The sequence below is a fragment of the Vibrio chemaguriensis genome (assembly GCF_012275705.1).
Classification (GTDB): domain Bacteria; phylum Pseudomonadota; class Gammaproteobacteria; order Enterobacterales; family Vibrionaceae; genus Vibrio; species Vibrio diabolicus.
In genome coordinates, this window is sequence record NZ_SHOE01000002.1 from 87655 (window position 1) to 112977 (window position 25323).

The window sequence follows — 25323 nt, forward strand, 5'->3', positions numbered from 1 at the left end:
TCTAGTTTTATCTTCTCACAAAGCGGAGATACAGCCCTCGAGCTAAATAAACAGATTTGTGCTTACTGCGATTTGGATCAACTTGATAACTCCAGCTAGTATTGACTTGTCCAATCGCGAAACAAAACGGAAAACAAATGAAAAGTAAATTCTACGCAAGCGCTCTATGTGCAGCGACGCTCATCGCTACCCCTGCAATGGCTGCTGATCAAGAACTGTATTTCTACAACTGGTCGGAATACATTCCAAACGAAGTTCTTGAAGACTTTACAAAAGAAACTGGAATCAAAGTTATTTACTCTACATATGAATCTAACGAGAGTATGTACGCAAAACTTAAAACCCAAGGTTCTGGTTACGACTTGGTAGTACCGTCTACCTATTTCGTCTCTAAAATGCGTAAAGAAAGCATGCTGCAACAGATCGACAAAGAGAAATTGTCTCATTTTGCCGATCTTGATACTAACTTCCTTAACAAGCCGTTCGATCCGAACAACAACTACTCTATCCCTTACATTTGGGGTGCGACAGGTATTGGTATCAATGCTGACATGCTAGACAAATCATCTGTTACTAAGTGGGATGATTTTTGGGATAGCAAGTGGGAAGGTCAACTAATGTTGATGGATGATTCTCGCGAAGTATTCCACATTGCATTGACTAAGCTTGGTTACTCACCAAACACGACTAACCCAGAAGAAATCAAAGCCGCTTACGAAGAACTGAAAAAGCTAATGCCAAACGTATTAGTATTTAACTCAGACTTTCCTGCAAACCCTTACCTAGCGGGTGAAGTTTCACTTGGTATGCTTTGGAATGGTTCTGCTTACATGGCTCGTCAAGAAGGCGCGAACATCGACATCATCTGGCCAGAAAAAGGAACGATCTTCTGGATGGACAGCCTGGCAATTCCAGCTGGCGCGAAGAACGTTGATGCGGCTCATAAGATGATTGACTTCTTACTGCGCCCAGAAAACGCAGCTAAGATCGCACTAGAGATTGGTTACCCTACTCCAGTGAAAACGGCACACGAACTGCTACCGAAAGAATTTGCTAACGATCCAAGCATCTTCCCACCACAAGAAGTGATGGACAGCGGTACTTGGCAAGATGAAGTTGGCGAAGCGAGCGTAATGTACGATGAGTACTTCCAAAAGCTAAAAGTGAACAACTAATTCGTTAGTTTTAAAGATATGAAAAAGCGGCTCATGAGCCGCTTTTTTTGTTCTCAATGACAAGACAAAAGCTCTCCTCTGTGAGAATTATTACGCTCTTTCTTTTCCTTCTAGAGCCAGTATCTCGTCAACTAATTTTGGAACCTCGACGCTTGCTTTTCCGTAGCGTTTTTCCTCAAATTCACTTTCTACCGCACTAGGCTCGAGGTTAATTTCAATAGTATGTGCGCCATGCATTTTTGCATCATGAACAAAACCTGCTGCGGGATATACGACGCCAGAAGTCCCGATAGAAATAAATAAATCTGCTTCTTCTAATGCTGCGTAGATATCCCCCATTCGTAGTGGCATTTCACCAAACCAAACAATATGTGGTCGCATTTGTGAAGGGATCTGACAGCAATGACAAAGCTCACCAGTCTTAATGTCTTCACTATGTTCTATAACTTGGTTTGATTCACTGCATCTCGCTTTTAAAAGCTCACCGTGCATATGAATGACGTTATGGCTGCCGCCTCTTTCGTGAAGGTTGTCTATATTTTGAGTGATGACCGTCACTTTACCTTCTAACTCGGTTTCTAGGCGGCCCAGTGCCTTATGCGCGGCATTCGGCTGTATCGCATTGTCTTGAAGTTTCTTGCGGCGTTGGTTGTAAAAGTCTTGAACAAGGTCCGGATCGCGAGCAAACCCTTCAGGTGTTGCTACATCTTCAATACGGTGATTCTCCCAAAGGCCATCTTGCGCACGAAATGTTTGAATACCAGATTCGGCCGAGATACCTGCACCAGTAAGTACTACAATATTTCTATAAGGGAAATTCATAACTCATCCTTGCTGTTTTTTCATTAGCTTAACACTGAAAGAATAGCAACAGTAGTAATATGGATTAGACCATGGTCGTAATGGTCACTATTAGAATTACAATTTAAGAGGAACAGCAATGAGACAAGTATCTCTAGCGCTTATATTACTTACGACTTTAGCAGGTTGCCAACTAACCAATGTTGAAGGCGAAGTGGACGACGTAAAAGTAAGAGTCAGCACCAATGACGATAACCATCGTGGTAATGGAGATTTCTGTCCCCCTGGCCAAGCAAAAAAAGGCAATTGCTAAAAGAGCGGCTTTACGCCGCTCCCACATTGGCCTCAATCCTCGTTGGTAGAAGATATTTTATGAATGGCTAGGTCAGCGCCATTGAATTCGTCTTCTTCCGAAAGCCTTAGTCCCATACTGGCATTGATCGCGCCGTAGACTGCAAGCGCCCCAATCACTGCGATAGAAATGCCCAAAAGCGTTCCTAGAAGCTGAACGATAATGCTCACGCCACCTAGCCCACCCAACGCGCTTTGACCAAAGATCCCCGCAGCAATACCACCCCAAGCGCCACATAAACCGTGTAAAGGCCAGACACCCAACACATCATCAATCTTGGTTTTGTTTTGTAGGTAGGTAAAAAGATAAACAAATAGCACGCCAGCAATCGCACCTGTCACTAAAGCACCGATAGGATGCATTAAGTCTGAGCCCGCACATACAGCAACCAAGCCAGCTAGTGGGCCGTTATGAATAAAGCCGGGGTCATTCTTACCAGCCAACAATGACGCGACAATGCCTCCGACCATTGCCATCAATGAGTTCATAGCCACCAAGCCACTTATGCCTGACACGGTTTGAGCTGACATGACGTTGAAGCCAAACCACCCCACACATAAGATCCAAGCTCCCAAAGCCAAAAACGGAATATTCGAAGGTGCAAAGTTGGTATGCTTTCCTGCTCGAACTCTGCCTTTTCTCATGCCCAAAAACACAACGGCAACCAACGCTATCCAGCCGCCAACACCATGTACAACGACTGAACCTGCAAAGTCGTGAAAGCCATAACCAAAGGTATTTTCAAACCAAGCTTGAACACCAAAGTTTCCGTTCCAGATCATTCCCTCAAATAACGGGTATACGATGCCGACAGTGAAAAATGTTGCGATTAGAATCGGATAAAAACGAGCTCGCTCTGCGATACCACCAGAAACAATAGCAGGAATCGCTGCAGCGAAGGTCAGCAAGAAAAAGAACTTCACCAACTCGTAACCATTGCCTTGAGATAACGTCTCTGCATCAGCAAAGAAGGTGCCGCCATAAGCGACCCAGTATCCAATGAAAAAATACGCAATGGCGGAAATACCGAAATCGGCCAAGATTTTAACTAAAGCATTAACTTGGTTCTTTTGGCGCACGGTTCCTACTTCAAGAAAAGCAAAACCAGCATGCATCAAAAAAACCATGATTGCGCCAAGTAGTAAGAAAAGTGTGTCGGAACTTTGCGTGAGAGTTTGTACAGCGCCGTGTACCTGATTGGCAGTTACACTCATTATGATTGTCTCCGTTGATCTGTAGCGCACTTATCCTGTGCATCAAAGTTAGGCTCATCACCAATTTGGTGAACTTAATTTATAGAGCGTCTAACAGAGCAATTCTCATTCCATAATTTACATTTCTAACACTTACACTTTAATTTATTGTTTTGTATGAACTTTAATAAAATTATGCATTCTTGAAATGGTGCTTAACACGCTAATAAGTGCACCAATATGGTTTTAGTGCACCAACATAATGCGCACCATATAGCTCAACAAGCAGCAAGCTTTTTACGATAAACGTAAAAGCCACCCCATGAGAGGTGGCTTATATACTGAATTGCTAACTAAAGGGGTTTATCGAGTGATCTTCCCTGCTTTTACATCCTCTAACCAGCGCCCCTCGACGAGATAAGGAGGAAGCCAACCGGTTTCAATAGATAAACGATTGCCTTTGTCGTACCACATACAAGCCATACCAAGCAAAGGGAAAGAGATGAAAGTTTCTATAGAAATCAAGTCCTCTGGCTTATCGAGCCTCATTTGGTATTTCTCTTGGAACTGAAGGTTCTTAATGAGTACTTCTTCAAAGTCATAACCGATGTCAGTTGTCAGGGCAGCAAAAGTTTCCAAAATACCCATGGCGATTTCTAACGCCCAATCATCACCCTGAGCAACTGCCGCGTCCATCGCGGCCACCAGTTTATCAGGGTAGTCTGCTGTACGGTGATGGAACGACTGAATGACGTCTACTAACATATAAGACAGCTCACCCGCTTTGGTAGAGCTCTGCCTCATCAAAGAAATTGGAAAGTTCGCCAATGCGTCTAAACTTGGTCTATCACGCACAATTGTCGATATGAAATACATATCAATCCATCTATTAGGATTTATGCACCCCGTTTTTAAAATACCTTCCCCGTCCCACTTTACTTCAGGATAGTCGAGAATCTTTATAGTTAGTTCATCATTGGGATTCATAGCAAGTCTATGATAACAAGCCCCCATTAATGAAGTTTCGTAAAGACGTAATGTACAAATTTGTTCGTCTTCATGTGAAGTTTGAAACCATGTATACCAGCGAACCTGGTCAATGGCAAAATCACCAAAACTAACCAAGTTTTCTCGCCTGATTTTAAGACCTTCTTTGCGCTGATCTAATATCTTATTGATAAATTCTTTCTCAGAAGAAACTCCACTTTCACTCAACTCAGGATTTGCTTTGCGTTCTACAACTTTACTTTGCATTTTAAATTAGTCCTTTGGAATCAATTTTAAACTCTGCCGCATCTACTATTACGTCTGAGGCATTTCCACTTTCAGGGATGCTTGTTTGAGTATGTATATATCGAATAGGTATGCCGAACGAAGCTGCATGTTGAATTTTTCTTGCTGTTATTTTTTCAGTCGTTCCTTCTTTATTTTTCGACATTAGCCTGGTGATTTCTGCAGTGTATTCCGTTGTCCCTTGCTGATATGCCATATTTCCAATCTTGCGGCTGCCCAGCGGGCTGCTCCCTCCTTTGGCCTCAACAATTATAATTTCACCTGGTGGTGGCTCTTCCACCTCATAAACCATATCAAAGTCGCCCGGCTTCGAAATTGAGGTTCCAATATCTTTAGGATGAAGCAGCTTAGCATTGGGACATTTATTTCGAACAAAATCATCCGCGGCCAACTCACCAATTTTTGCAGATTGCTGATTAATCTTGGCGATTTGAGCGTTATATCCATCTTCGCCAGTTCGAGCCTTCATAGCCTCTTGACGGTCTTTCAAACATTCATCAATTTTTGCTTTGTTTTTTTCTGTTAGCTCATAATCACTCGTATTGAGTTCAGAGTTTTCTTTATACTCTGCTTTATTCAGCACAAGGTCTTCAGTGAAGATCGTGCAACCTTCTTCCCCGCCAACTTTCTCTGAGTCAAAAACATGAGCATTTACAAATTCCTCAATCCCAACAACATACTGAACTTCGTGCCTGCTGCCATCTGAATGATTGATATGACGATAGAAAGTAATTTCATTTTTCTCGCAATCAATATGGTCTAAATCGTATTCATATCGAATATTGTTTTTACCATTGGGTTTTCGGATTTTGACTTGCGAGCGAACGCCATCTTCTCCGACGGATGACTCTTTTGCAGCTTCTAAAATCTGATCGCAAACCTCTTGGGGGACACCGCTTTGCGCCTGATACGCTGCCAACATTTGACCCAAGCGTTTTAGCCCTTCTTCACACAAGAAGCCTGTTGGATCAATCCACTGGATAGGGTTGACTGCATATTGGTAATGGTTAATGCCACCAGCAATAGATATCGGATCTTGTTGGATAAAGCGTCCTAGCTTAGGATCGTAATACCGAGCGAGGTTGTAGTGTAAGTCGGTTTCTTGATCGAAGTACTGCCCTTGAAAACGCAGTGGATTTACTACTTTTTCAATATGTACATGAGCAAAACCGTGAGCATCGTAACTTGCACTCCATACAACATTCCGTTCGCAATCGATTAGTCGCTCTGGCTTACCAATTTGATCGCACTGGTACCAATAAATAACGTCATTCTCTAACAGTGCCACTGGCGTGTAGGTTTCTGGTTGATATAGGTACCAGCGGAAAGCACCTGAAGAGCGTTCACCAATTAAACGTTCACCTTCCCACAGGAACTCCGTAACGCCTTGTTGTGTAATTTTCTTCGTTCTGCGCCCTAATGCATCATATTCATATTGACTGATACCATCGTCGGTGTGAACTTCAATGAGCTGATTTAACGCATCAAATACGCGAGTCTGAACGTGTCCTTGCCCCTCACGTTTTGTCTGATTTCCTTGCGCGTCATATTTGAACCGGACATCATCGTGTACTTCAATACGATCAGCGAATACCTCTGAAGATGGCAAAGTAGGATTGCCAAAACTATCGTATTCAAATTTAGTCACTTCTCCGGAAGCATTGACTCGTTTCAGTTGCCCTAAGGCATCGTACTGATAGTGCGTTGCTCCTGCCGTATTATCAATGATTGATGAAATACGGTTTTGCGCATTGTAAACGTACTTTTTCTCTCTATCTGGCCAATGTTGTTCAACCAAACGACCAACACCATCATAAATGATGCGCTCATTAAAATGTGCCGTTTCAATTTGGGAAACTCGTCCCATTTCATCGTAATGAAATTTGATTTGAGGTAAATCTAGGTTTCCAAACCGAATCGCTGAAAAACGCCCATATCGATCGTAAGAGAAGTTCAGCTCCGTATTATCTGGCAGTACCTGAGATACGCGTTGGCCAACTCTGTTAAACTCCTGCGCTATCTCAAACTGACCTTGAAGGCGCTTTGTTAAATGCCCGAATGAAGAGTATTGGTATTGCAATGTTTGATGGCGATTGGATGCGAAAGTAAGTCGCCCACCAAACGTATAATTGAAGTGGTTCTCTACAATACTGCTACCATTTCCTGCTTTGACGTGCTTGAGATAACCCGCAGCGTCATAGCGGTACAGCACGGTCCTATCGGCGACTTGCTTACGATGGATGCGCCCCATATCGTCATAATCAAATTGGCTTTGTAGATTATCAAACCCAACAGTTCCTGATAGCTGGCCTTCATCGTCATACAGGAATTCGAATTCTAAGCCGTCACTCCGAACTAATTTAGTCAGGTTACGTTGTTGATCGTATTCATAAGAAATATGGCTGCCATCGGGGAAGATGACTGCTTCTTGTTGCGCGAGTGCTCCCCACTGATACGAGGTAATGCCTGCTGGCGTTCGAATCTGAGCAACACGGCTGTGCTCATCGTAAGAATATTCTTCGCTATAACCGACTTTGTCTTCGTCGTTAAAATAACGAACTGATGTACGCCTGCCAAATTGATCATAAGCGAGTTGAGCAATACACCCATCGGGATAAGCGACGCCATTCACCAGATCTTCTTCGTTGTAGCTGTAACGAAGTAATGTACCGTCTATTTCATTCGCGATAAGTCTTTGTTGTTCATCCCACCACCACTGACTTTTCTTACCATCTTCAGACTCTTTTTTGACGACTTGACCGTGTTTATCGTAATCATATTCCGTGACACAGCCGAACTGATCGGTATCCCAAACTCTTTGACCGAGGCTATTATAGTAAGCCTTCTCGATATCCCCGTCAGGTGAAACCGTTTTAACTAACTTACCTAAGCCGTCATAACCATATTGAACTTCTTTGCCAGAGGAATGAAACTTAGAAACTAATTGACCATGCTGATTATATTGATAATTGACCGTTGACTGATCAGGATAGATAGCTTGTGCTTTTCGTCCTAATTCATCATATTGCCATCGCCAAGTTTTACCTGTGGGGCTTATTTTCTCGAGTAAGTTACCCTGCTCGTCATGCAAGAAAGACCATTGATGATCTAACGAGTCAGAATAAGAAGAATGATTTCCCTGATAATGGAAGCGATAGTCATAAATTCCTGCGTCCCCAACGTTCCTGATGCATTTCGCGTTAGCACCTTCGCCATCCCATTCAAAATAATGAGTAAAGCCAGTTGGTCGTACACGCTTAACAATTAAATGACCGCTATATTGATATTGTTCCTTTAAGCCCAAATGATTAGTTGCACTGACCAAATCATCGTGCTCATCATAGGTATAAGTTGTCAGAACTTTTTGGGACTTTGCATTAAGCAGTTCTACAAGGCGTCCTTGCTTATCATATTGACATTCAAGAACCGGACGCTTGTTATATGCGATCTCGATCAATCGATGGTTTCGAGAATACTGCAATTGAAACGTTGAAAACGTGCCATTTCTAACTTGTTTAACAAGCCAACGATCATCTTTTTGCTCAAACCGATATTGATGCCCACTAGCGAGCGTTACAATCCGAGTTGTTGAGCTCAGGAAATAACAGCTCGCACCAGCGTATATTTGATAACTTGTTGCTCCAATATCTACTGGCTCAAATTCTGTGATATCGGCCTTATCGTCAACAAACTCCCAAGCGATAACATTATCTTTCTCGTCCGTCTTTTCGCGTAATTCAAACTGAAATGCATGTCGCCAACCAAAGCCCATTCCATGATTTACATCCGACTGCGATGAGCGATAATTACGCTGCCAAGTAGTGCCTTGTTGTAGCTCGATATCATAGAGTTCGAGAATTTCTTCACCCGTAACAAGTGATACAGGGTCACCGGCTTTCTCATGTTTTTCGCTGCTTTGTTGCTGAGGCTTAGCAGATGCGGCACTTCTTCCACTCTTTTTATTCGACTTCCCCTTTCCCTTCGATGGCTTTGCATTGACGGTACTTTGAGTCGGTGGAGGCGTAACCGCAGAGGAGAGTGCGTAGTTTTCTCCGGTCGGCAAAATTCGAGCGACATGCAAGTCACCGTTCACCAAAGCATTGGCAAACGTTGAATTATAGTGTTGGGAAGTAAGCTCACCGTCAGGTATGTTTGGCTTGAATTGACCAATCGCATAGAACAAGTCCTCGACAGAGCGAAGGTCAAGCTCACCAAAGCTCTCAAGAAACTCTATTGCCTCTTGTTTGGTCACGAATGTTTTAGGTTCGCCGCTAGTAAGTAACTGACCTGAGAAGTGATAGCTTTCGCCAAAGCGATTCGTGATAGGAATGACGAATTGAGGGATCATAGCCGTAACGTGTTTGTCCTTTTCTTACCTTGCCGCATCATTTAGTGCTCGTTTCGCTCTTCTTATTTGTGAGAGCAAGATGCCTTAATCAAACATCCTCCGATAGAGATTCATCTGTATGCGTAGACTGAATGTATTGATGGCAATTTTCACGTATGCAACTCTTTGAATTTCTGAGCGCAGCGTACTTTAACGGGACGATGAATCCTGAGTAAATGAACAATAGCGTGAGTGAGACTAATGTCTCATCGCGACGCGATTTTTTTACATGTTTCTTACTTAACTATGATTTTCTGCCCAGTTACGTAAATTCACTCAATAAGTTGCATCAAGTATCACCTGTGGGACTCAGTGCTTCATATTTGAGACATGACAGCAACAAAAAAACCGCCTATTACGGCGGTTTTGCTTAAAGAATACTGATTAAAGGTTTGGACCTGTCGATGGTCTGTGTGGTTGGTTATTGCGCAGTTGCTGCATCCCTTGAAACATTCGCATAAACCACACCAAGATGGCTAATGCAGCAAACACCATCCCTACCCAAGGAATAAAGTAAGCGATGGTTTCAAGCAAAGTACTATGCAACCAATAATCACTCACGCCAACGAGTACACCATTAGAAGTCGCGACGGTGACGATCAACACAACAAAAAACGTCAGGTAGAGAAAGAAGGTGCGAATTAAACCGTAGTAATGAGAAATCACTACGTCGCTGTCTTCTCCCTTATCTAATCGGTAACCAGCATAGATAATTGCGATAACGCCTGAGATCAGAAACGTAAACGGGGTCAAACAGCTCAGGATGTACGCAACCCAAATCCCGTTATGAGGTTTGTTCATTCGCTTTCGCTCCTTTTGATTCCGTTTGTGCCGTATCTGTTTCGCCCATCGCTTCTTTGGACTTTACTTCTTCATACCAAAGATCGTGGTGTTCTTTCGCCCATGTTTCATCGACTTCACCAGTTACCATGCCTTCTAACGCACCTTCCATACCGAATAGACCAATATAGATGTGGAAGATAAAGCCACAGATTAGAATCAGCGCCGAAATCGCATGAACTAAGTTAGAAAGCTCCATGTCACGGCGAGTTTGGCCAAAGATAGGAAAGTCCAGAACTAAGCCACTCACTGCCGCGATAGCACCAAAGAAGATCAATAACCAATAGATTGCCTTCTCGCCACCGTTTGAGAAACCAGCTGACGGATGTGTGCCTTTGTGTTTACCAACCATACCGCCCATTTTCATGAACCAACGAACATCAGTCATGTTTGGAATCGACTTGCGCCACCATTTAAAGAGCACGAGCATCAGCAAAATGAAGAACAATGGTCCCATGTAATTGTGGTACTGCTTCGCCAACATGACGATAAAGCCCCAGAACTCAGTAGGAACGTACGGTTTTAAGAAGTGCTTACCGTAAACCAGCATCAAACCACTGAATGCCAACGTTAAGAATGTAAACGCCATACTCCAGTGAAGCGCGCGGTCTAAACGAGACCAACGTTTCATCTTTCTGCCAGTACGCGGCTTGCTAAGCATTAAAGGGCCAACGAGTACGTAAGCCATGATTACCATTGCAATACTGCCGAAAATCGCGACAGCACCCGCAGGAGACATCCATTTCTCTTTTAGAATATACCAAGTCTCACCAGGTTTACTGATCAATACGCCATGTTCTGGCGATTGAGACGTGGTGTAGCCTTCTTGCCCCTCTCTGACCTCGCGCCAATAGTCTGCCCCGGCGAGTTGCGTGATCTCCTGTTGAATAACTTTAGAAGATTGTTCCTCTGCTGAAGCAGGCATTGCGAAAGTCAGCAGCAATGCCGTCATCATTGACAGCATTGCTAGAGACGCACGTTTAAGCGTGTTTAACATGTGCCTCTCCTTACTTAGCTTTTCGTCGCATCGTAAGAAAGATCGTTTCCGTCTGTCCAACCTGCGTTTTTCGCGCCGCGTTCTACCACACGTTGACGGAAAATGTCAGAGACTTTCTCTGCGTCACCCGCCAGCAGCGCTTTGGTTGAACAAAGCGATGCACACATCGGTAACTTGCCTTCTGCGATACGGTTCGCACCGTATTTTTGACGTTCTTCCTCAGAGCCTGGCTCTGTTTCTGGGCCGCCCGCGCAGAAAGTACATTTATCCATTTTGCCACGTTCGCCAAACGCTTCTTGTTTAGGGAACTGAGGTGCGCCAAACGGACAAGCAAACAAACAGTAACCACAACCGATACACAGATCTTTATTGTGAAGAACGATGCCGTCTTCGGTATGTTCGAAACAGTCTGCTGGACAAACTGCCATACAAGGCGCATCGGTACAGTGCATACAAGCAACAGAGATGGAGTTTTCACCGGCTTCACCATCGTTTAGTGTTACCACGCGGCGACGTTGAATGCCCCATTCAAGCGCATCGTCGTTTTCGTTCTTACATGCAGTAACACAGCCGTTACACTCGATACAGCGCTTGGTGTCACATAGAAATTTCATTCGTGCCATTGTCAGACTCCTTACGCTTTACGAATGTTACATAGGGTTACTTTGGTTTCCTGCATCAAGGTAACCGGGTCGTAACCGTAAGTGGTTGCCGTGTTGGCCGATTCGCCAACAACGTAAGGCTGTGTACCTTCTGGGTATTTAGGACGTAGGTCTTCACCTTCGAACTTACCGCCAAAGTGGAACGGAATGAACGCCAAGCCAGGTTTCACACGGCGTGTAACCATCGCTTTCACCTTGATTCTTCCCTTCTCTGCACCTTCAACCCAAACATCATCACCATCTCTAAAGCCAAGATCGTTCGCGTCTTTCGGGTTCACTTCAACAAACATTTCTTGTTGAAGCTCGGCAAGCCAAGGGTTTGAACGCGTCTCTTCACCGCCACCTTCGTATTCAACCAGACGACCAGAAGTCAGAACGATTGGGTACTCGCCAGATTTGTCTTGCTCTTGAATGGATTTATACAACGTAGGAACACGGAAGATCGCATCTTTGTCGTCCCAAGTTGGGTAGTCCGTTACAAGGTCACGACGTGGTGTGTATAGTGGTTCACGATGCAGCGGTACGCGGTCTGGGAACGTCCAAACAATCGCACGCGCTTTCGCGTTACCAAATGGAATACAACCGTGCTTGATCGCGACACGCTGAATACCGCCAGAAAGGTCAGTCTTCCAGTTTTTACCCTCTGCTGCCGCTTTCTCTTCAGCAGTTAGATCGTCCCACCAACCAAGTTGTTTCAATAACTTGTCAGTGAACTCTGGGTAACCATCTTTGATTTCACAGCCTTTCGAGTAGCTGTCTTCTGCAAGAAGGCTCTTGCCTTCGAATTCCACACCAAAGCGCGTACGGAAGTTACCACCACCTTCTTCAACCGTCTTAGACGTATCGTACAGAATGTGTGTACCTGGGTGTTTCATTTCCGGTGTACCCCAACATGGCCAAGGTAGACCGTAGGTTTCACCGTTTACAGGGCCACCTTCCGCTTCCAATGTGGTTTTGTGGAACGTATGCCAGTTTTGTTGGTGCGCTTTCAAACGCTCTGGGCTTTGGCCTGTGTAACCAATCGTCCACATACCTTTGTTGAATTCACGCGTTAGGTCTTCAATCACCGGCTGGTTGTTTTCAACACGGATGTTTTTGAACAGAAGATCTGAATAACCCAGTTTCTTCGAAAGCAGGTACATGATTTCATGGTCAGGTTTTGATTCGAACAAAGGTTCAATCACCTGATCACGCCATTGTAGAGAGCGGTTAGAAGCGGTAACACTGCCGTATGTTTCAAACTGTGTTGTTGCAGGAAGCAGGTAAACGCCGTCGGTACGGTCGTTCATTACCGCAGCAACCGTTGGGTATGGGTCCACAATCACCATCATGTCCAACTTCTGCATCGCTTTTTTCATCTCAACACCACGTGTTTGAGAGTTCACTGCGTGTCCCCAGTAGAACATTGCACGGATGTTTTCGCGTTGACGAATGTTGTCTTTGTTTTCCAGTACACCATCAACCCAACGAGATACAGGAATACCTGCACTGTGCATTGGTTTTTGACCACCGTAAGCGTTGTCATCGAAACGGCCTTTAATCCATTCGTAATCGATTTCCCACACTTTTGACCAGTGACGCCAAGCACCTTCAGAAAGGCCGTAGTAGCCCGGTAGCGTGTCAGAAAGTACGCCAAGGTCGGTTGCGCCTTGTACGTTATCGTGACCGCGGAAGATGTTTGCGCCGCCGCCTGATTTACCAATGTTACCAAGCGCTAGTTCAAGCACACAGTAAGCACGTGTGTTGTTGTTACCAGTAGTATGCTGAGTACCACCCATACACCAAACAATACAGCCTGGGCGATTTTCAGAAAGCAGTTTTGCTGTTTGGTAAACGTCGTCTTCGCTTACGCCTGTTACGCGCTCAACTTCTGCTGGCGTCCACTTCGCCACTTCAGCACGGATTTCATCCATACCGAATACACGTTGACGGATGAACTCTTTATCTTCCCATTGGTTTTCGAAGATGTGCCACAACACACCCCAAATGAATGCTACGTCAGAACCAGGACGAAGTGATACATAGTGATCCGATTTTGCTGCCGTACGTGTACGACGAGGATCCGCTACGACGATCTTACAGTTGCTCTTCTCTTTTGCGATCAGAATGTGCTGCATCGCTACTGGGTGTGCTTCAGCTGGGTTTGAACCAATGAATAGCATCGACTTACAGTTGTGCATGTCATTGAAAGAGTTGGTCATCGCTCCGTAACCCCAAGTGTTCGCTACACCCGCCACGGTTGTTGAGTGACAAATACGCGCTTGGTGGTCAACGTTGTTCGTACCCCAAAGTGATGCCATTTTGCGGAACAAGTACGCTTGTTCGTTGCTGTGCTTTGCGCTTCCCAAGAAGTAAACCGAATCAGGGCCAGACTCTTTGCGGATGTCCATCACCTTGTTACCGATTTCTTCGATCGCTTGATCCCAAGAAAGCTTTTTCCACTTACCGTTTTCAAGCTTCATTGGGTATTTAAGGCGGCGCTCACCGTGACCATGTTCACGCAGTGCGGCGCCTTTTGCACAGTGACCACCGGCGTTAAATGGGTGGTCGAATGCAGGCTCTTGACCCGTCCAAACACCATTTTGAACTTCTGCGTAAATACCACAACCCACTGAACAGTGAGAACAGATAGTACGTTTTACTTCTGTTTTCGCTTCTGGATCGACTGATTTTGCTTGCGCTTTTTTCATCATTCCCGGTGCGAATAGACTAGCACCAACCACTGCGCCACCAGCGGCAAGCGAAGTGTTTTTCATGAATGCACGACGAGATACGCCAAGCTGGTTCGTTTCTTTGCTCACACTGTCGGAGCGTTTGACAAGTTTCATCCGTTATCTCCTAAAGTGTGTCGTAGTAATCGCGAATGTGTTGAGTTTCACGATACCCTTTCTTCTTCACGTCTTTTTCAGAAGGCTCAACCGTTTCTGAAGCAACGGCCACTTTCGTGGTTCCCGCAACAACAGCACCAGCAACGGCAGCGGTTGTGAAGCCTTTTAGGAGATCCCTACGGCTTGTGTTTATTTCTTTATTATCTTTCATCATTGCTTCCTTACCTTACGGTAGATCTTTGGAGACTCATGCCTCTCTATCGATATGACCAAGCACTGCTCGATTACTCGTAATCAGTGACGTTTTTCACATCAATTTTTAATTTGCTCTTACTGCTTTTGGTGTTCACGCTAAAGCGCACTTGCTCTAACGTTAAAAATGCATCGCAAAGCTGTGCAGCTGGCTTGTAGAAGTTCACGCTTTCTGCGTTCTCTAGTTGGCGCGTAAAAGATTGGAACCACGGCGCGATGTGTTTGTTAAACACCGCTTGTTGAAGTTCTTCCTCTTCACCCGTCAGCATTGCCATCACTTCGCACAGTGCAGAAATATGGTCTTCAGGCTCTTTCACGTTCTCTTCCCGTTCGATGCCTAAAAGTTCCAAATCGCGACGAATTTCCGCTAACGGTTTTTCCATCATTGAGCCAGTGCGATGCCAAGATCCGAATGGCACAACTTCACCACGTCCAATGCCAATAAACAGATCTTGATATTCTTCTTCTAACGCTTCTCGTTGCGCTTCGTTCGCGGCTTGCTGCAGTGCGAGCCAAGCTTTTTGCATCGCGCTCTCAGACGGTTCAATTTCTAGCGATTTCAGGAACACCAGCATCTCATCACTTGGCGCACTACGAAAAAGTGCGGATAGAACGAGATAAATGTCTGTTCTCAGTGTTTGTTCTTGTTGTGTATCCACTGCGAGCTCCTAGTATTTCAATTGATTCATTGGATCAGCAGCCATCGATTCAAACATGTCGATCACACGACAGTCTTCACACATGGCGATGCGATTAATGGCGGCTTCATCAGAGAAATGAGAATGACCACGAAGCTTGTTTTGCAGCATGTCGATCATCGATTGCGGAGCAAAAGGCTTGTGACAACGAATGCACTCGGCTGCCTTTTCTTCATGAATCACAACCGCTTTCTGGCGTTCTTCTTTCACCCAGTTCATACGAGGAGTAAGCGTCAGCACTTTCTCTGGACACGCTTTCTCGCACAGCCCACATTGAATGCAGTCTTGCTCGACGAATTTAAGCGACGGAGATTGGCCGTCCGTATGCAATGCACGTGTTGGACACACAGCCACACAGCTCATGCACAACGTACAATCTTTGCTTTCACAAGAGACCGTGCCGTAAGGTGCATTCGCTGGAAGTTCAACAATGTTCTCAACTGGAATACGTGATGCTGACAATGCATCCAACGCCGTAAATAGACGCTGACGTTTGTTACCTTGCAAGTCTCCTAATGCCAAATCAAAAGACTCGGTACAAAGTGTCGGAGCACCTTCACGTAATGACTCTAGATACAAAATGTCGATGGTTTCTTTGGCGATACCAAGTTGGTCGAGCAGCTCTTGAGCAATACCTACTTCGCTATTAAGCACACGAATAATGGTTTGAGGCATAAAACGCGAAGCCGCAAACAGCACCTGAGTAGCACCGTTCACAAGCGCAGCAAACCAAGTATCTATACCAACCGAAGGCAGTTCTTCCACCACAATTGGAATTACATTATCTGGCAGTGCTTTTAGTGCCATCACGTTGTAGCTCTCGTGGCGTGAACTACAAATCAATACGATAGGATCTAAACCACCCGCTTGCTCATAGTTGGCTAGCGTACGTTCAATAAACTTTTGCGTATCTTCAGGGTTTGGCAGTGCGTAATGAATCGCTTCTGTCGGACACGCTGTAGCACAAGTACCGACGCCTTGACATAGGTATGGGTTGATCTCGATGCGATGGCCCGTTTTGTCGCTGCCTTCACTAGATAGTGCCCCTGCCGGACAAGCATCCACACACCGTTCGCAACCTTTTACGCCACGAGAGCTGTGTGCACATAAATCGGTATCTAAACGGAAGAATTTCGGTTTATCGAACGTCCCCATTAAGGTTGGAATCTCTTCCAACGCTTCAGCCAGTTTCGGATAGCCACGACCTACTGGGTAGTAGCCCGGTACTGGGACTTCTTCCGACATGCAGCTGTTAAGGCAAAGATCGAGTACGATATCGAAACAATCGCTATTGATCGCGACCTTGGCAAGATTGTTGGTCGAACCATGATTTTCAATCAGAACTTCAAACGTACCTAAGAACCCTGAAACCTGAACCGAATTGGCGTAATAAAGCTCGGGATTTGTGCCCTTTTCGCCATCGGTAGAAAGCAGCGTTAGGCTGTTCATTTGCGACAATTGCGCTGCCGCACTTTCGATGATTGCCGTTGGGCCCACAATCAAAGTATTACCGCCGCTTTCATAGCTTACGGTTGGTGGAATAAGATTGGTCAACTCTACGGTATTTTCGAAAGCGTACAGCCTCGCTTTACCGTTATTGGAAGTTGCTTGTTCTAATAATTGTTTCAGCATTGCTCAATTCCATTTATGAACATGGATAGTCTTTTCCATCTCTTAGTGTAGTTAGCGCCGGAGATTCTGCTGATTAACTTATCAATGAGCATTCTTATTCCGCCATCTATAGGCGATGAATACTACGCAGTGCGTCCGTGCTAACTTCAACCAGATTGGTATTGAGCAACAAATAGCAAATGTCATGCCAATAAAATATCAATTAAAATTCAATCACTTAGATATTTTACCGACAAATAGTAGGGATAAAAAAACCGGTTGAGACATTTTGTCCCAGCCGGTTCATTGAGTGTTTAGTCAAAATGTACCTATTCTTTGTGTGGTATATTTTGTCTCACCTCGTTAGGCGGTGATTCCTCAGCAAAAGTATCACTTTCACCAGACACTGTATTTATATACAGTTCATTTTCATCTTGGGTAATTCCGGCACTTTTTTCGGCGTTTAGTTCTGAGTCTTCAACCACCTCAGATGCGATATCGTCAGCGTTAAGTTCAGATCCTTGCGCCGTTTCAGCGTCTGGTTCTTCTTCCACTTTTTCTTTAACCCAATCACGCAGCGTCTCTGCGACGTCTTTAGAAAGTGACTTTAAGTTACTGTAATCATCATCGTAATCGTCTAGGCCATCACGCACGTTAAATTCTTCGGACAAGAACATTTTGCGCAGCGCGGCTTTCTTAACGCTTTCTGAAGCTTCAGAAACCAGCAGTTGCGCCACAGACATTTCTTCGGGCTTTTCAGTCTCTACACTCGCGGTAATGTCTGGTGACTGACTAACCTCGTTGACGTTCAAAGCGTCTGAGCTTTCGTCAGCGTTTGAAAGCGCTGTGACACAATCTTCGGATTGCTCCGTCTCTGCTATCGGCGTGATCTCTTCATCCTGTTGGGAAGGTTCTTCTAATTTACGTTTCGACCAACGGCTTAAAAAACTAGTTGCCATTTGCTCTGCCCGCTCCTTTGCGTTTCTTACGTCTTACTTCTAACAACTCACCGTGGCGACCAATAAAGGCTTCCATCCAAGCCTGAACGGCTAACGGCATATCGTTGGATAGTACAAGGTTGTCGCCATCCATATATTGCGCCGCGACAGATTGTGAAGCCGTTAGTAACTGTATCGCTGGTTTTTCACCAGACTCGACGTTATCCATCACTAAAAAAAGTTTAGGTTGCTGAGAGCTTAAGTTAAAGCGGTAGTCTGTACGTTCGTCTTTGTGCAATTGCAACAGACAAACATCTGGAGTCTCTTCCGTCGGATTTAGCGCAAATCCCGTCAACTGCCATTGGGTTGTTACCCAAATCCCTGTACTGATCTCATGCTCAACAAGCTCTACGCCAATTGGCCATGCGTCTTCGGTCTTCTCGTAATTGTTCTCGAAATCTTTCTTATCCGACATAACTCACCCAGTTTTTCTATTTTGGTCTGAAAGCAATCAGGACACTTTGACCTTACTTTCGACCATTTTATTGACTTATAAGCAATAAACGAGCCACACTGATAAAGCTTAGCCTATTCATGTCCTCTGGCTATAAGTACCAAACTAGCCGAAACTCAAATGTACTGATGTGTCATTACTGCGAACTCGCAGTTTTAATGCATTGTTGACATAAAACCTCGCAATTTTTGTGGGAACCGCTATTTTGGAACGAGATTTGCTTTGCTAACCACTTAGCAAGCTAAATGCGTAGCAACCTAACGCTCTTAATCACTAGGACACGACTGTGCTGAAACCAAATATTATTAAAACCAGTGAAAATCCCCTGCAAACCATTGAAGTCGATGTGTACGACGAGTACGGCGAAAAGCTCACGAAGCAAATCGCGTGCGAGCGCCCTCTTACGGTCATGCTGAACTGGAAAGAAGTGGTCACGCTCATGACGCTAGGTTCGCGTCCAGAAGCGTTAGTACTGGGTTATTTGAAAAACCAAAGCTTCCTGTCCGATCCAGCAGCGATTGAATCCGTCATTATTGACTGGGAAACGCATTCCGCAGCGGTGATTACTAAAGAAAATACCGAACATTTAGAAGGCGCTCTGAAAAAGAAAACCGTCACATCTGGCTGTGGTCAAGGCACCATGTATGGCAACGTGATGAAGCAGCTTGAAAACTACCAAGTGCCTCAAGTTCCGCTTAAACAATCAGAAATCTATTCCGCACTAGAAGCGCTTACTCATTACAACGACACCTACAAAAAAGCAGGTGCGGTGCATGGCTGTGCGGTTTGCAAAGGCAATGAGGTATTGTCATTTGTGGAAGATGTCGGCCGCCACAATGCAGTGGATACGCTTGCAGGTGAGATGTGGCTCAAAGAAGAAACAGGTGAAGATAAAATTTTCTACACAACTGGTCGCCTTACTTCAGAGATGGTGATTAAAGTGGCTCAAATGGGCATTCCTGTTCTGCTTTCTCGCTCTGGTGTTACTCAAATGGGGTTAGATCTAGCGAAGCAATTTGGCATTACGACCATTGCGCGAGCAAAAGGTTTACGCTTCCAAGTATTTACCGGAGCCGACAAGATTGAGTTTGATGTGAAAGGCGAAAGTGCATCTCGTTAACGAGAAAATAATACAAAACCGTCGATTCGTGTAAACTTATAACAATTGGGATAAGTAAATCATCACGTTATGAAGGCTTAATTAAACGATATAAGTCAGAAACAGCAACGTGTGTTGTAGTAATAACAACGCTTGCTTTAATTGATGCTAACTACAGCTCATTCACAAAGGATGTGAACTATGGACAATGACCAACTGTGGAATTTTTTGCTCACGCCCAGTGGCATTATGCTCTCAATGATCATTACATTTGGTGTCGTCGGCATATATGCGTATATAACCGGTCAGTTTAAGGATTAAGACCAATATAAAAAGCCTCGCTAAATAGCGAGGCTTTTGCTTTTTAAACGCTTCTCTAGTAATTACGCGTCAACGCCACGAGATTTTAGGAACTCAGAGTACGTGCCTTTGAAGTCCGTGATCTTGCCATCGCGGATTTCGATAATACGCGTTGCTAGCGAGTCTACGAATACACGGTCGTGAGATACGAAGAACAACGTGCCTTTGTATTGCTCAAGCGCGGTGTTCAAAGATTCAATCGATTCCATATCCATGTGGTTGGTAGGTTCGTCCATTAGCAGCATGTTTGGCTTGTGCATCATCAGCTTACCAAGCAGCATACGACCTTGCTCACCACCAGACAGTACTTTTACTGACTTTTTAATGTCGTCTTGACCAAACAGCATACGACCAAGGAAACCACGAACGACTTGCTCGTCATCACCTTCTTGACGCCATTGACCCATCCAATCCGTTAGGTTCATGTCTTCTGCAAAGTCATGCGCGTGGTCTTGCGCGTAGTAACCGATGTTTGAGTTTTCAGACCATTTGTACTCACCCGCACGCGGTTCAAGCACACCAGCAAGCGTGTTTAGAAGTGTTGTTTTACCCACACCGTTCTCACCGATGATCGCAACGCGCTCACCCACTTCAAAAATTGCATTGAAGTCTGAGAACAAGTCCTCTTCGAATCCTTGGCTTAGGTTTTCAACAATCAGAGCGTTACGGAACAGCTCTTTCGACTGTTCGAAACGAATGAATGGGTTTTGACGGCTAGACGCTTTAACTTCATCCAGTTTGATCTTGTCGATTTGCTTAGCACGAGATGTCGCTTGTTTTGCTTTCGATGCGTTTGCTGAGAAACGTGCAACGAACGTTTGTAGCTCAGCAATTTGTGCTTTCTTCTTCGCATTGTCGTTTAATAGACGTTCACGAGCTTGAGAAGCTGCTGTCATGTACTCATCATAGTTACCTGGGTAAATGCGCAGTTCACCGTAATCCAAGTCAGCCATGTGCGTACATACTGAGTTTAGGAAGTGGCGGTCGTGCGAGATGATGATCATCGTGCAGTTACGCGCGTTTAGCGTGTCTTCCAACCAACGGATCGTATCCATGTCCAAGTTGTTGGTAGGTTCGTCAAGCAGCATAACGTCTGGGTCTGCGAATAGAACTTGCGCTAGAAGCACACGAAGTTTCCAGCCCGGCGCCACTTCGCTCATTAGGCCGAAGTGTTGTTCCATTGGAATACCCACCGCAAGAAGAAGCTCGCCCGCTTTTGCTTCTGCCATGTAGCCGTCCATTTCCGCAAACTGAACTTCTAGGTCAGCCACTTTCATGCCGTCTTCTTCACTCATTTCAGCAAGTGAGTAGATACGGTCACGCTCTTTCTTCACTTCCCATAGCTCTTTATGACCCATGATAACGGTATCGATTACCGTAAATTCTTCGTAAGCGAACTGGTCCTGGTTTAGTTTTGCAACGCGCTCGTTTGGATCGTAACTCACGTTACCGCTGGTTTGCTCAAGCTCGCCGCTGAGGATCTTCATAAAGGTTGATTTACCACAACCGTTAGCTCCAATTAAGCCGTAGCGATTACCTTCGCCGAACTTAACTGAAATGTTTTCGAATAGCGGCTTAGCGCCGAATTGTTGAGTAATATTCGCTGTGGAGATCAAAACCTTTACCTTAGCAATTGGGGTGTATTTAGAAAAACCGGGCAACGGTACTTGTTCATGCTACATACTGCAAGTGTTGTTTTTATTAATTCATCGCTAGTGAAACTATCGCAGTGCTTCTTCAAAGCAAAAAGCTCAAGCACAAATGCGTCATTGAATACAAAAAAGAGCCAGTATTATAACTGGCTCTTTCTTCCGTAATGCTTACAACACGTGACTAAGCGATATTCGTCACCTCTAGGATCAGTTCGGCTTTTTTAGGTAGATAAATACTGAATTTACTGCCCTTTCCCCATTCCGACTCGGCTTTTAGCTCACCACCCGTTTGGCTGAGGATACTTTGGGAGACCGACAGCCCTAACCCTGTACCTTCTCGCTTCGTTGTGTAAAATGGTGAGAAGATTCGATTCAAGTTTTCTGGCTTAATACCGCAACCCTCGTCAATAACATGAATCGCGGCTCCTTTCACTTCTCCCTCTTCAATCCAGTCTTCACTGACTACTGTTAACGTGCCTTTGCCGTTCATTGCGTGAATGGCATTCATTTGCAAATTAACTAAGATTTGTAGCAAGTGGTGACGGTTTATCTCAACGGACGTATGCGCTTGTAGATCAGTCACAAACTCGACGTCGCGTTTCTTGGTGCCCGTTTTAACCAAGGTGATGCTTTCATCAATGATAGGATTGACATGTTGCCAAGTGATTTCATCTTGAACACCACCTTGGCGACTGTATTGCAATAAACTGCGCGTGATATTGCGAATACGGTCGATTTGCGCGTGAATCGCATCAATCTCTTCTTGTACTCGACTTGCATCGTCACCCAACTCAAAGTGGATCAACTCCACGTTGCCAAGGATCACGGCGGTTGGGTTATTGATTTCGTGAGCAATCCCCGCGGTGAGTTCTCCCAGTGCTGCCAGTTTTTCATGAACAACGAGTTTGTCGCGGGTTTGGTTAAGCAAATGAATATGCAGCTCTAGATCTTGGGTTTTTTCTCTAAGGCTCGCTGTACGCTCTTGAACTTTGCATTCAAGTTGCGCTGCGGAGTTCTTCAGTTCAATTTTGCGCTCTTCTAGCGCGTCTAACATATCATCAAACTGTCTGGCTAATTGTGCGAGTTCATGATCGGCATCCAATCCCAACGGACCAATCCGTTTTTCTTTTCCTTGTTGGACCTGCTTCACCACTTTATGGATGCGTTCGATCGGTCGAAACAGATCATAAGAACCGCGATATACCATCACGCCGGAAACCAGCAATAACATAACCGTAATCAAGCTAATTTCTGCAATGTTGGTCATGTAGGATTTAACGAATGGCCACATTAGGTAACCGGTATAAAGCATACCAATAACATTGTCGTATTGGTCTTTGATCGGTTGATACGCCGTAATATACCAAGCGTCATACACATAGGCTCGGTCAACCCACTGCTCACCTTTTGAAAGTACTTGGTTATACACTTCTGCGCTCACGCGAGTGCCTATGGCGCGCCCTAGCCTATGCTCGCTGTCTAGAGGAACGTTGGTACTTACACGCAAATCATCAAGAAATACCGTCAACGTGCCAACCGGACGAAGGCGATCATTATCGCTGAGATAGATTAAGTCGCGAATTTGATCTACCAATACAGTACTGTTATTGAGAAGCAAACCACCATCAAGAAAGCCGATCAAATCATTCGTTTGGCTATACACAGGAATCACGGTTCGACTGACTAACCCACGCGTTTCCATGCCACCATCAGCAAGAATAGGCACTTCCGCTCGTTTAGCGAGTTCAGGATCGAGGCGTTCGAGTTCATCTTTATTGAGTACATCAAAAAACGATTCTCGCTTAGTGAGATCCATAAAGCGGAATTTGTTTTCCATCGAGTTGACGCGTTGGAAAGAGAGAAAATCTAAAGCATATCTTTTCTTCTGCTCAGTGACCCACTTTTGCAGCTCATCTTGCGGTATCCCTTGATTGATGCGAATACGAAAATCGTATGAGTCAGCAAACGCACGTACGTAATTCGATTGCTTTTGCTGTAACAACGTTACGCTGTTATTCGCAACACCAAGACGTTCAGAAACATCCAGCAGTGCATTTTGCCACGTATAATGGATGGACCAATAAATGGTAATCCCGATCAGGGCTATCAAAGTCAGAAAGATAGGTGCGGAGGTTAAAAATAATAAGCGATAACGCACCATGGTTTTAAAACGGTGCGTCCATTTCGACAATCCTTTGTGCTGTGGGCCGTTAGTCGGCATATTCCTCATCCTCAGAATCCCATTCTTTATACTTACGTTCTAAGGTCTTACGCGCCACGCCTAAGTCACGGGCAGCGGCTGATTTGTTGCCTTCGTGCAAATTAACAACCTGTTTTATATGCGCTTTTTCGACTTCTTTCAGTGTCCAGTTGTTTGGATACCCCTCACCAGTGAACTCTCTACCTTCTTTAAACGTCGGTAGTTCAGCAGAATGAGAAACGGTAATCGACACATTAGGCAATGAGTGTCCACCATTTAGCTCCCGCCAATAATGCGCAGGCGGTTTGCCAAGCAAAATGCATCGCTCAATCAAGTTTTTCAGCTCACGAATGTTTCCCGGCCAATCGTACTCACTCATGGCTTCCATGTCCTCGTGCGCCCATTTTGGCGCAGGCATACCGAGCTCGCGCGTCAGCATATTGCTGAAAAATGGCACGAGCTCAAACAAATCGGTTTTGCGCTCACGCAGAGGACACACTTCGATTTTGAGCACATTCAAACGGTAATACAGGTCACTGCGGAAGTTGCCTTGGTTGACCTCTTCTTGCAGGTTTCGGTTGGTGGCAGCAACGATACGGACATCAATGCTGATTTCTTTTTCTGAACCAACAGGACGGATAGTACGCTGCTCCAAAACGCGTAACAGCGACGCTTGCATTGCAAGTGGCATTTCCCCGATTTCATCGAGGAACAAGGTGCCGCCATTTGCTACGCGGAACAAACCTTCACGAGATTTTTTCGCACCGGTAAACGCGCCCGATGTATGACCAAATAACTCACTTTCAAGTAGCTCTGGCGCAATGGCGCCACAGTTGATTGGCACAAATGGGCCCGTTCGCCCACTCGCTTGGTGAATACCTCGCGCAACCAGCTCTTTACCCGTACCCGACTCACCTTCGACCAACACAGAAGCACGCGACGGTGCAAACTGGTTAATAAGCTGCTTAAGCTGACGCGTTTTCTCTGAACCACCGATGATCTCGGAGGTATTGTGACGTTGGTAATCGCGCTTCATGGCGTACTGCATGCGCTCGTTTAGACGTCGGTCCATGCAGCGACTGACCGCTTTTAGCATTTGTTCTAGGTTGAAGGGCTTTAGGATAAAGTCAGAAGCACCAAGTTGAAGTGCGCGAATAGCAACCTCTAAATCCGCATAGCCCGTCATGAAGATCACATCGGCACGTTTGTCGTCATCTTCAAACGCTTCTTCCCACTCAATCCCAGAGCGCCCCGGCAGATTAATATCCAGTAAAATCAGATCATAATGTCGAGAATTACGCAGTTGCTCTGCTTCTTCGATGCTGCCAGCAGTGTCGACATGTGAGAAAAGCTTCCCCAATGCCTTTTTCAAAATGGCTTGCATGCCCAATTCATCATCAACGACCAGTACGGAAAAGGCGTTATATTGTTGGTTTGTACTAATATGGGATTGAGTAGACATATTTACCCC

The 25323-nt window shown here is 45.1% G+C and carries 19 protein-coding genes; 3 read left to right on the plus strand and 16 right to left on the minus strand.

Annotated features, from left to right (window positions below; all coding sequences use genetic code 11):
- Positions 1-137 precede the first annotated feature (137 nt).
- Complete coding sequence (locus EX191_RS02715) at positions 138-1175, plus strand: extracellular solute-binding protein (RefSeq protein ID WP_005396470.1); 1038 nt, start codon at positions 138-140, stop codon at positions 1173-1175.
- A gap of 90 nt (positions 1176-1265) precedes the next feature.
- Here the strand turns inward: EX191_RS02715 and cobB are convergent, their stop codons facing one another.
- A complete protein-coding gene (gene cobB / locus EX191_RS02720) occupies positions 1266-1997 on the minus strand; it encodes a Sir2 family NAD+-dependent deacetylase (protein ID WP_005396469.1) in 732 nt (243 codons plus the stop codon).
- A 118-nt stretch (positions 1998-2115) separates the two neighbouring features.
- Here cobB and EX191_RS02725 point away from each other — a divergent pair, with 118 nt between their 5' ends.
- Positions 2116-2289, plus strand: a complete 174-nt coding sequence (locus EX191_RS02725) for a hypothetical protein (RefSeq protein WP_012841833.1) — start codon at positions 2116-2118, stop codon at positions 2287-2289.
- Between the two features lie 32 nt (positions 2290-2321).
- On the opposite strand, the gene EX191_RS02730 is transcribed toward EX191_RS02725, so the two are convergent.
- The 12 genes from EX191_RS02730 to EX191_RS02785 all read right to left on the minus strand — a co-directional run bounded on the left by EX191_RS02730 (position 2322) and on the right by EX191_RS02785 (position 18502).
- Entirely contained in the window at positions 2322-3542 is a 1221-nt protein-coding gene (locus EX191_RS02730) for an ammonium transporter (RefSeq protein ID WP_012841834.1), read from the minus strand.
- Positions 3543-3884: 342 nt separating this feature from the next.
- The gene (locus tag EX191_RS02735; protein WP_031822097.1) at positions 3885-4775 is read right to left on the minus strand and encodes an immunity 49 family protein; all 891 of its coding nucleotides are present in this window, start codon (positions 4773-4775) and stop codon (positions 3885-3887) included.
- A gap of 1 nt (position 4776) precedes the next feature.
- The gene (locus tag EX191_RS02740) at positions 4777-9162 is read right to left on the minus strand and encodes an RHS repeat-associated core domain-containing protein (RefSeq protein WP_193447080.1); all 4386 of its coding nucleotides are present in this window, start codon (positions 9160-9162) and stop codon (positions 4777-4779) included.
- Between the two features lie 423 nt (positions 9163-9585).
- The gene (locus tag EX191_RS02745) at positions 9586-10002 is read right to left on the minus strand and encodes a membrane protein (protein ID WP_012841836.1); all 417 of its coding nucleotides are present in this window, start codon (positions 10000-10002) and stop codon (positions 9586-9588) included.
- Entirely contained in the window at positions 9986-11038 is a 1053-nt protein-coding gene (locus tag EX191_RS02750) for a formate dehydrogenase subunit gamma (RefSeq protein ID WP_005396168.1), read from the minus strand. Before EX191_RS02750 ends, EX191_RS02745 begins: the two co-directional genes overlap by 17 nt.
- 14 nt (positions 11039-11052) lie before the next feature.
- Positions 11053-11661 (minus strand): formate dehydrogenase FDH3 subunit beta, encoded by a 609-nt coding sequence (fdh3B, locus tag EX191_RS02755; RefSeq protein WP_005377536.1) that lies wholly within the window; start codon positions 11659-11661, stop codon positions 11053-11055.
- Positions 11662-11672: 11 nt separating this feature from the next.
- On the minus strand, positions 11673-14528 hold the full coding sequence (locus EX191_RS02760; protein ID WP_193447081.1) for a formate dehydrogenase subunit alpha: 2856 nt from the start codon (positions 14526-14528) through the stop codon (positions 11673-11675).
- 10 nt (positions 14529-14538) lie between these two features.
- Positions 14539-14739, minus strand: a complete 201-nt coding sequence (locus tag EX191_RS02765) for a twin-arginine translocation signal domain-containing protein (RefSeq protein WP_005396171.1) — start codon at positions 14737-14739, stop codon at positions 14539-14541.
- A gap of 73 nt (positions 14740-14812) precedes the next feature.
- Positions 14813-15439, minus strand: a complete 627-nt coding sequence (locus tag EX191_RS02770) for a molecular chaperone TorD family protein (RefSeq protein ID WP_193447082.1) — start codon at positions 15437-15439, stop codon at positions 14813-14815.
- 9 nt (positions 15440-15448) lie between these two features.
- Positions 15449-17110: a 4Fe-4S dicluster domain-containing protein gene (locus tag EX191_RS02775; protein ID WP_005396174.1), complete on the minus strand. Its 1662-nt coding sequence runs from the start codon at positions 17108-17110 to the stop codon at positions 15449-15451.
- A gap of 308 nt (positions 17111-17418) precedes the next feature.
- The gene (locus EX191_RS02780; RefSeq protein WP_193447083.1) at positions 17419-18048 is read right to left on the minus strand and encodes a DUF3306 domain-containing protein; all 630 of its coding nucleotides are present in this window, start codon (positions 18046-18048) and stop codon (positions 17419-17421) included.
- Positions 18038-18502 (minus strand): DUF3305 domain-containing protein, encoded by a 465-nt coding sequence (locus EX191_RS02785; RefSeq protein WP_005396177.1) that lies wholly within the window; start codon positions 18500-18502, stop codon positions 18038-18040. Before EX191_RS02785 ends, EX191_RS02780 begins: the two co-directional genes overlap by 11 nt.
- A gap of 325 nt (positions 18503-18827) precedes the next feature.
- Here EX191_RS02785 and EX191_RS02790 point away from each other — a divergent pair, with 325 nt between their 5' ends.
- Entirely contained in the window at positions 18828-19661 is an 834-nt protein-coding gene (locus EX191_RS02790) for a formate dehydrogenase accessory sulfurtransferase FdhD (RefSeq protein ID WP_005396179.1), read from the plus strand.
- A gap of 362 nt (positions 19662-20023) precedes the next feature.
- Here the strand turns inward: EX191_RS02790 and EX191_RS02795 are convergent, their stop codons facing one another.
- The 3 genes from EX191_RS02795 to EX191_RS02805 form a co-directional block, all read right to left on the minus strand.
- Positions 20024-21616, minus strand: coding sequence for an ABC-F family ATPase (locus EX191_RS02795; protein ID WP_012841837.1), 1593 nt, complete (start codon positions 21614-21616; stop codon positions 20024-20026).
- Between the two features lie 217 nt (positions 21617-21833).
- Complete coding sequence (locus tag EX191_RS02800) at positions 21834-23873, minus strand: sensor histidine kinase (protein ID WP_193447084.1); 2040 nt, start codon at positions 23871-23873, stop codon at positions 21834-21836.
- Positions 23863-25314, minus strand: coding sequence for a sigma-54-dependent transcriptional regulator (locus EX191_RS02805; protein ID WP_139059779.1), 1452 nt, complete (start codon positions 25312-25314; stop codon positions 23863-23865). Before EX191_RS02805 ends, EX191_RS02800 begins: the two co-directional genes overlap by 11 nt.
- Positions 25315-25323 lie beyond the last annotated feature (9 nt).

Coding starts and splice junctions, on each gene's coding strand:
- EX191_RS02715 (WP_005396470.1), top strand. CDS start 138: ATGAAAAGTAAATTCTACGCAAGCGCTCTATGTGCAGCGACGCTCATC.
- cobB (WP_005396469.1), bottom strand. CDS start 1,997: ATGAATTTCCCTTATAGAAATATTGTAGTACTTACTGGTGCAGGTATC.
- EX191_RS02725 (WP_012841833.1), top strand. CDS start 2,116: ATGAGACAAGTATCTCTAGCGCTTATATTACTTACGACTTTAGCAGGT.
- EX191_RS02730 (WP_012841834.1), bottom strand. CDS start 3,542: ATGAGTGTAACTGCCAATCAGGTACACGGCGCTGTACAAACTCTCACG.
- EX191_RS02735 (WP_031822097.1), bottom strand. CDS start 4,775: ATGCAAAGTAAAGTTGTAGAACGCAAAGCAAATCCTGAGTTGAGTGAA.
- EX191_RS02740 (WP_193447080.1), bottom strand. CDS start 9,162: ATGATCCCTCAATTCGTCATTCCTATCACGAATCGCTTTGGCGAAAGC.
- EX191_RS02745 (WP_012841836.1), bottom strand. CDS start 10,002: ATGAACAAACCTCATAACGGGATTTGGGTTGCGTACATCCTGAGCTGT.
- EX191_RS02750 (WP_005396168.1), bottom strand. CDS start 11,038: ATGTTAAACACGCTTAAACGTGCGTCTCTAGCAATGCTGTCAATGATG.
- fdh3B (WP_005377536.1), bottom strand. CDS start 11,661: ATGGCACGAATGAAATTTCTATGTGACACCAAGCGCTGTATCGAGTGT.
- EX191_RS02760 (WP_193447081.1), bottom strand. CDS start 14,528: ATGAAACTTGTCAAACGCTCCGACAGTGTGAGCAAAGAAACGAACCAG.
- EX191_RS02765 (WP_005396171.1), bottom strand. CDS start 14,739: ATGAAAGATAATAAAGAAATAAACACAAGCCGTAGGGATCTCCTAAAA.
- EX191_RS02775 (WP_005396174.1), bottom strand. CDS start 17,110: ATGCTGAAACAATTATTAGAACAAGCAACTTCCAATAACGGTAAAGCG.
- EX191_RS02780 (WP_193447083.1), bottom strand. CDS start 18,048: ATGGCAACTAGTTTTTTAAGCCGTTGGTCGAAACGTAAATTAGAAGAA.
- EX191_RS02785 (WP_005396177.1), bottom strand. CDS start 18,502: ATGTCGGATAAGAAAGATTTCGAGAACAATTACGAGAAGACCGAAGAC.
- EX191_RS02800 (WP_193447084.1), bottom strand. CDS start 23,873: ATGCCGACTAACGGCCCACAGCACAAAGGATTGTCGAAATGGACGCAC.
- EX191_RS02805 (WP_139059779.1), bottom strand. CDS start 25,314: ATGTCTACTCAATCCCATATTAGTACAAACCAACAATATAACGCCTTT.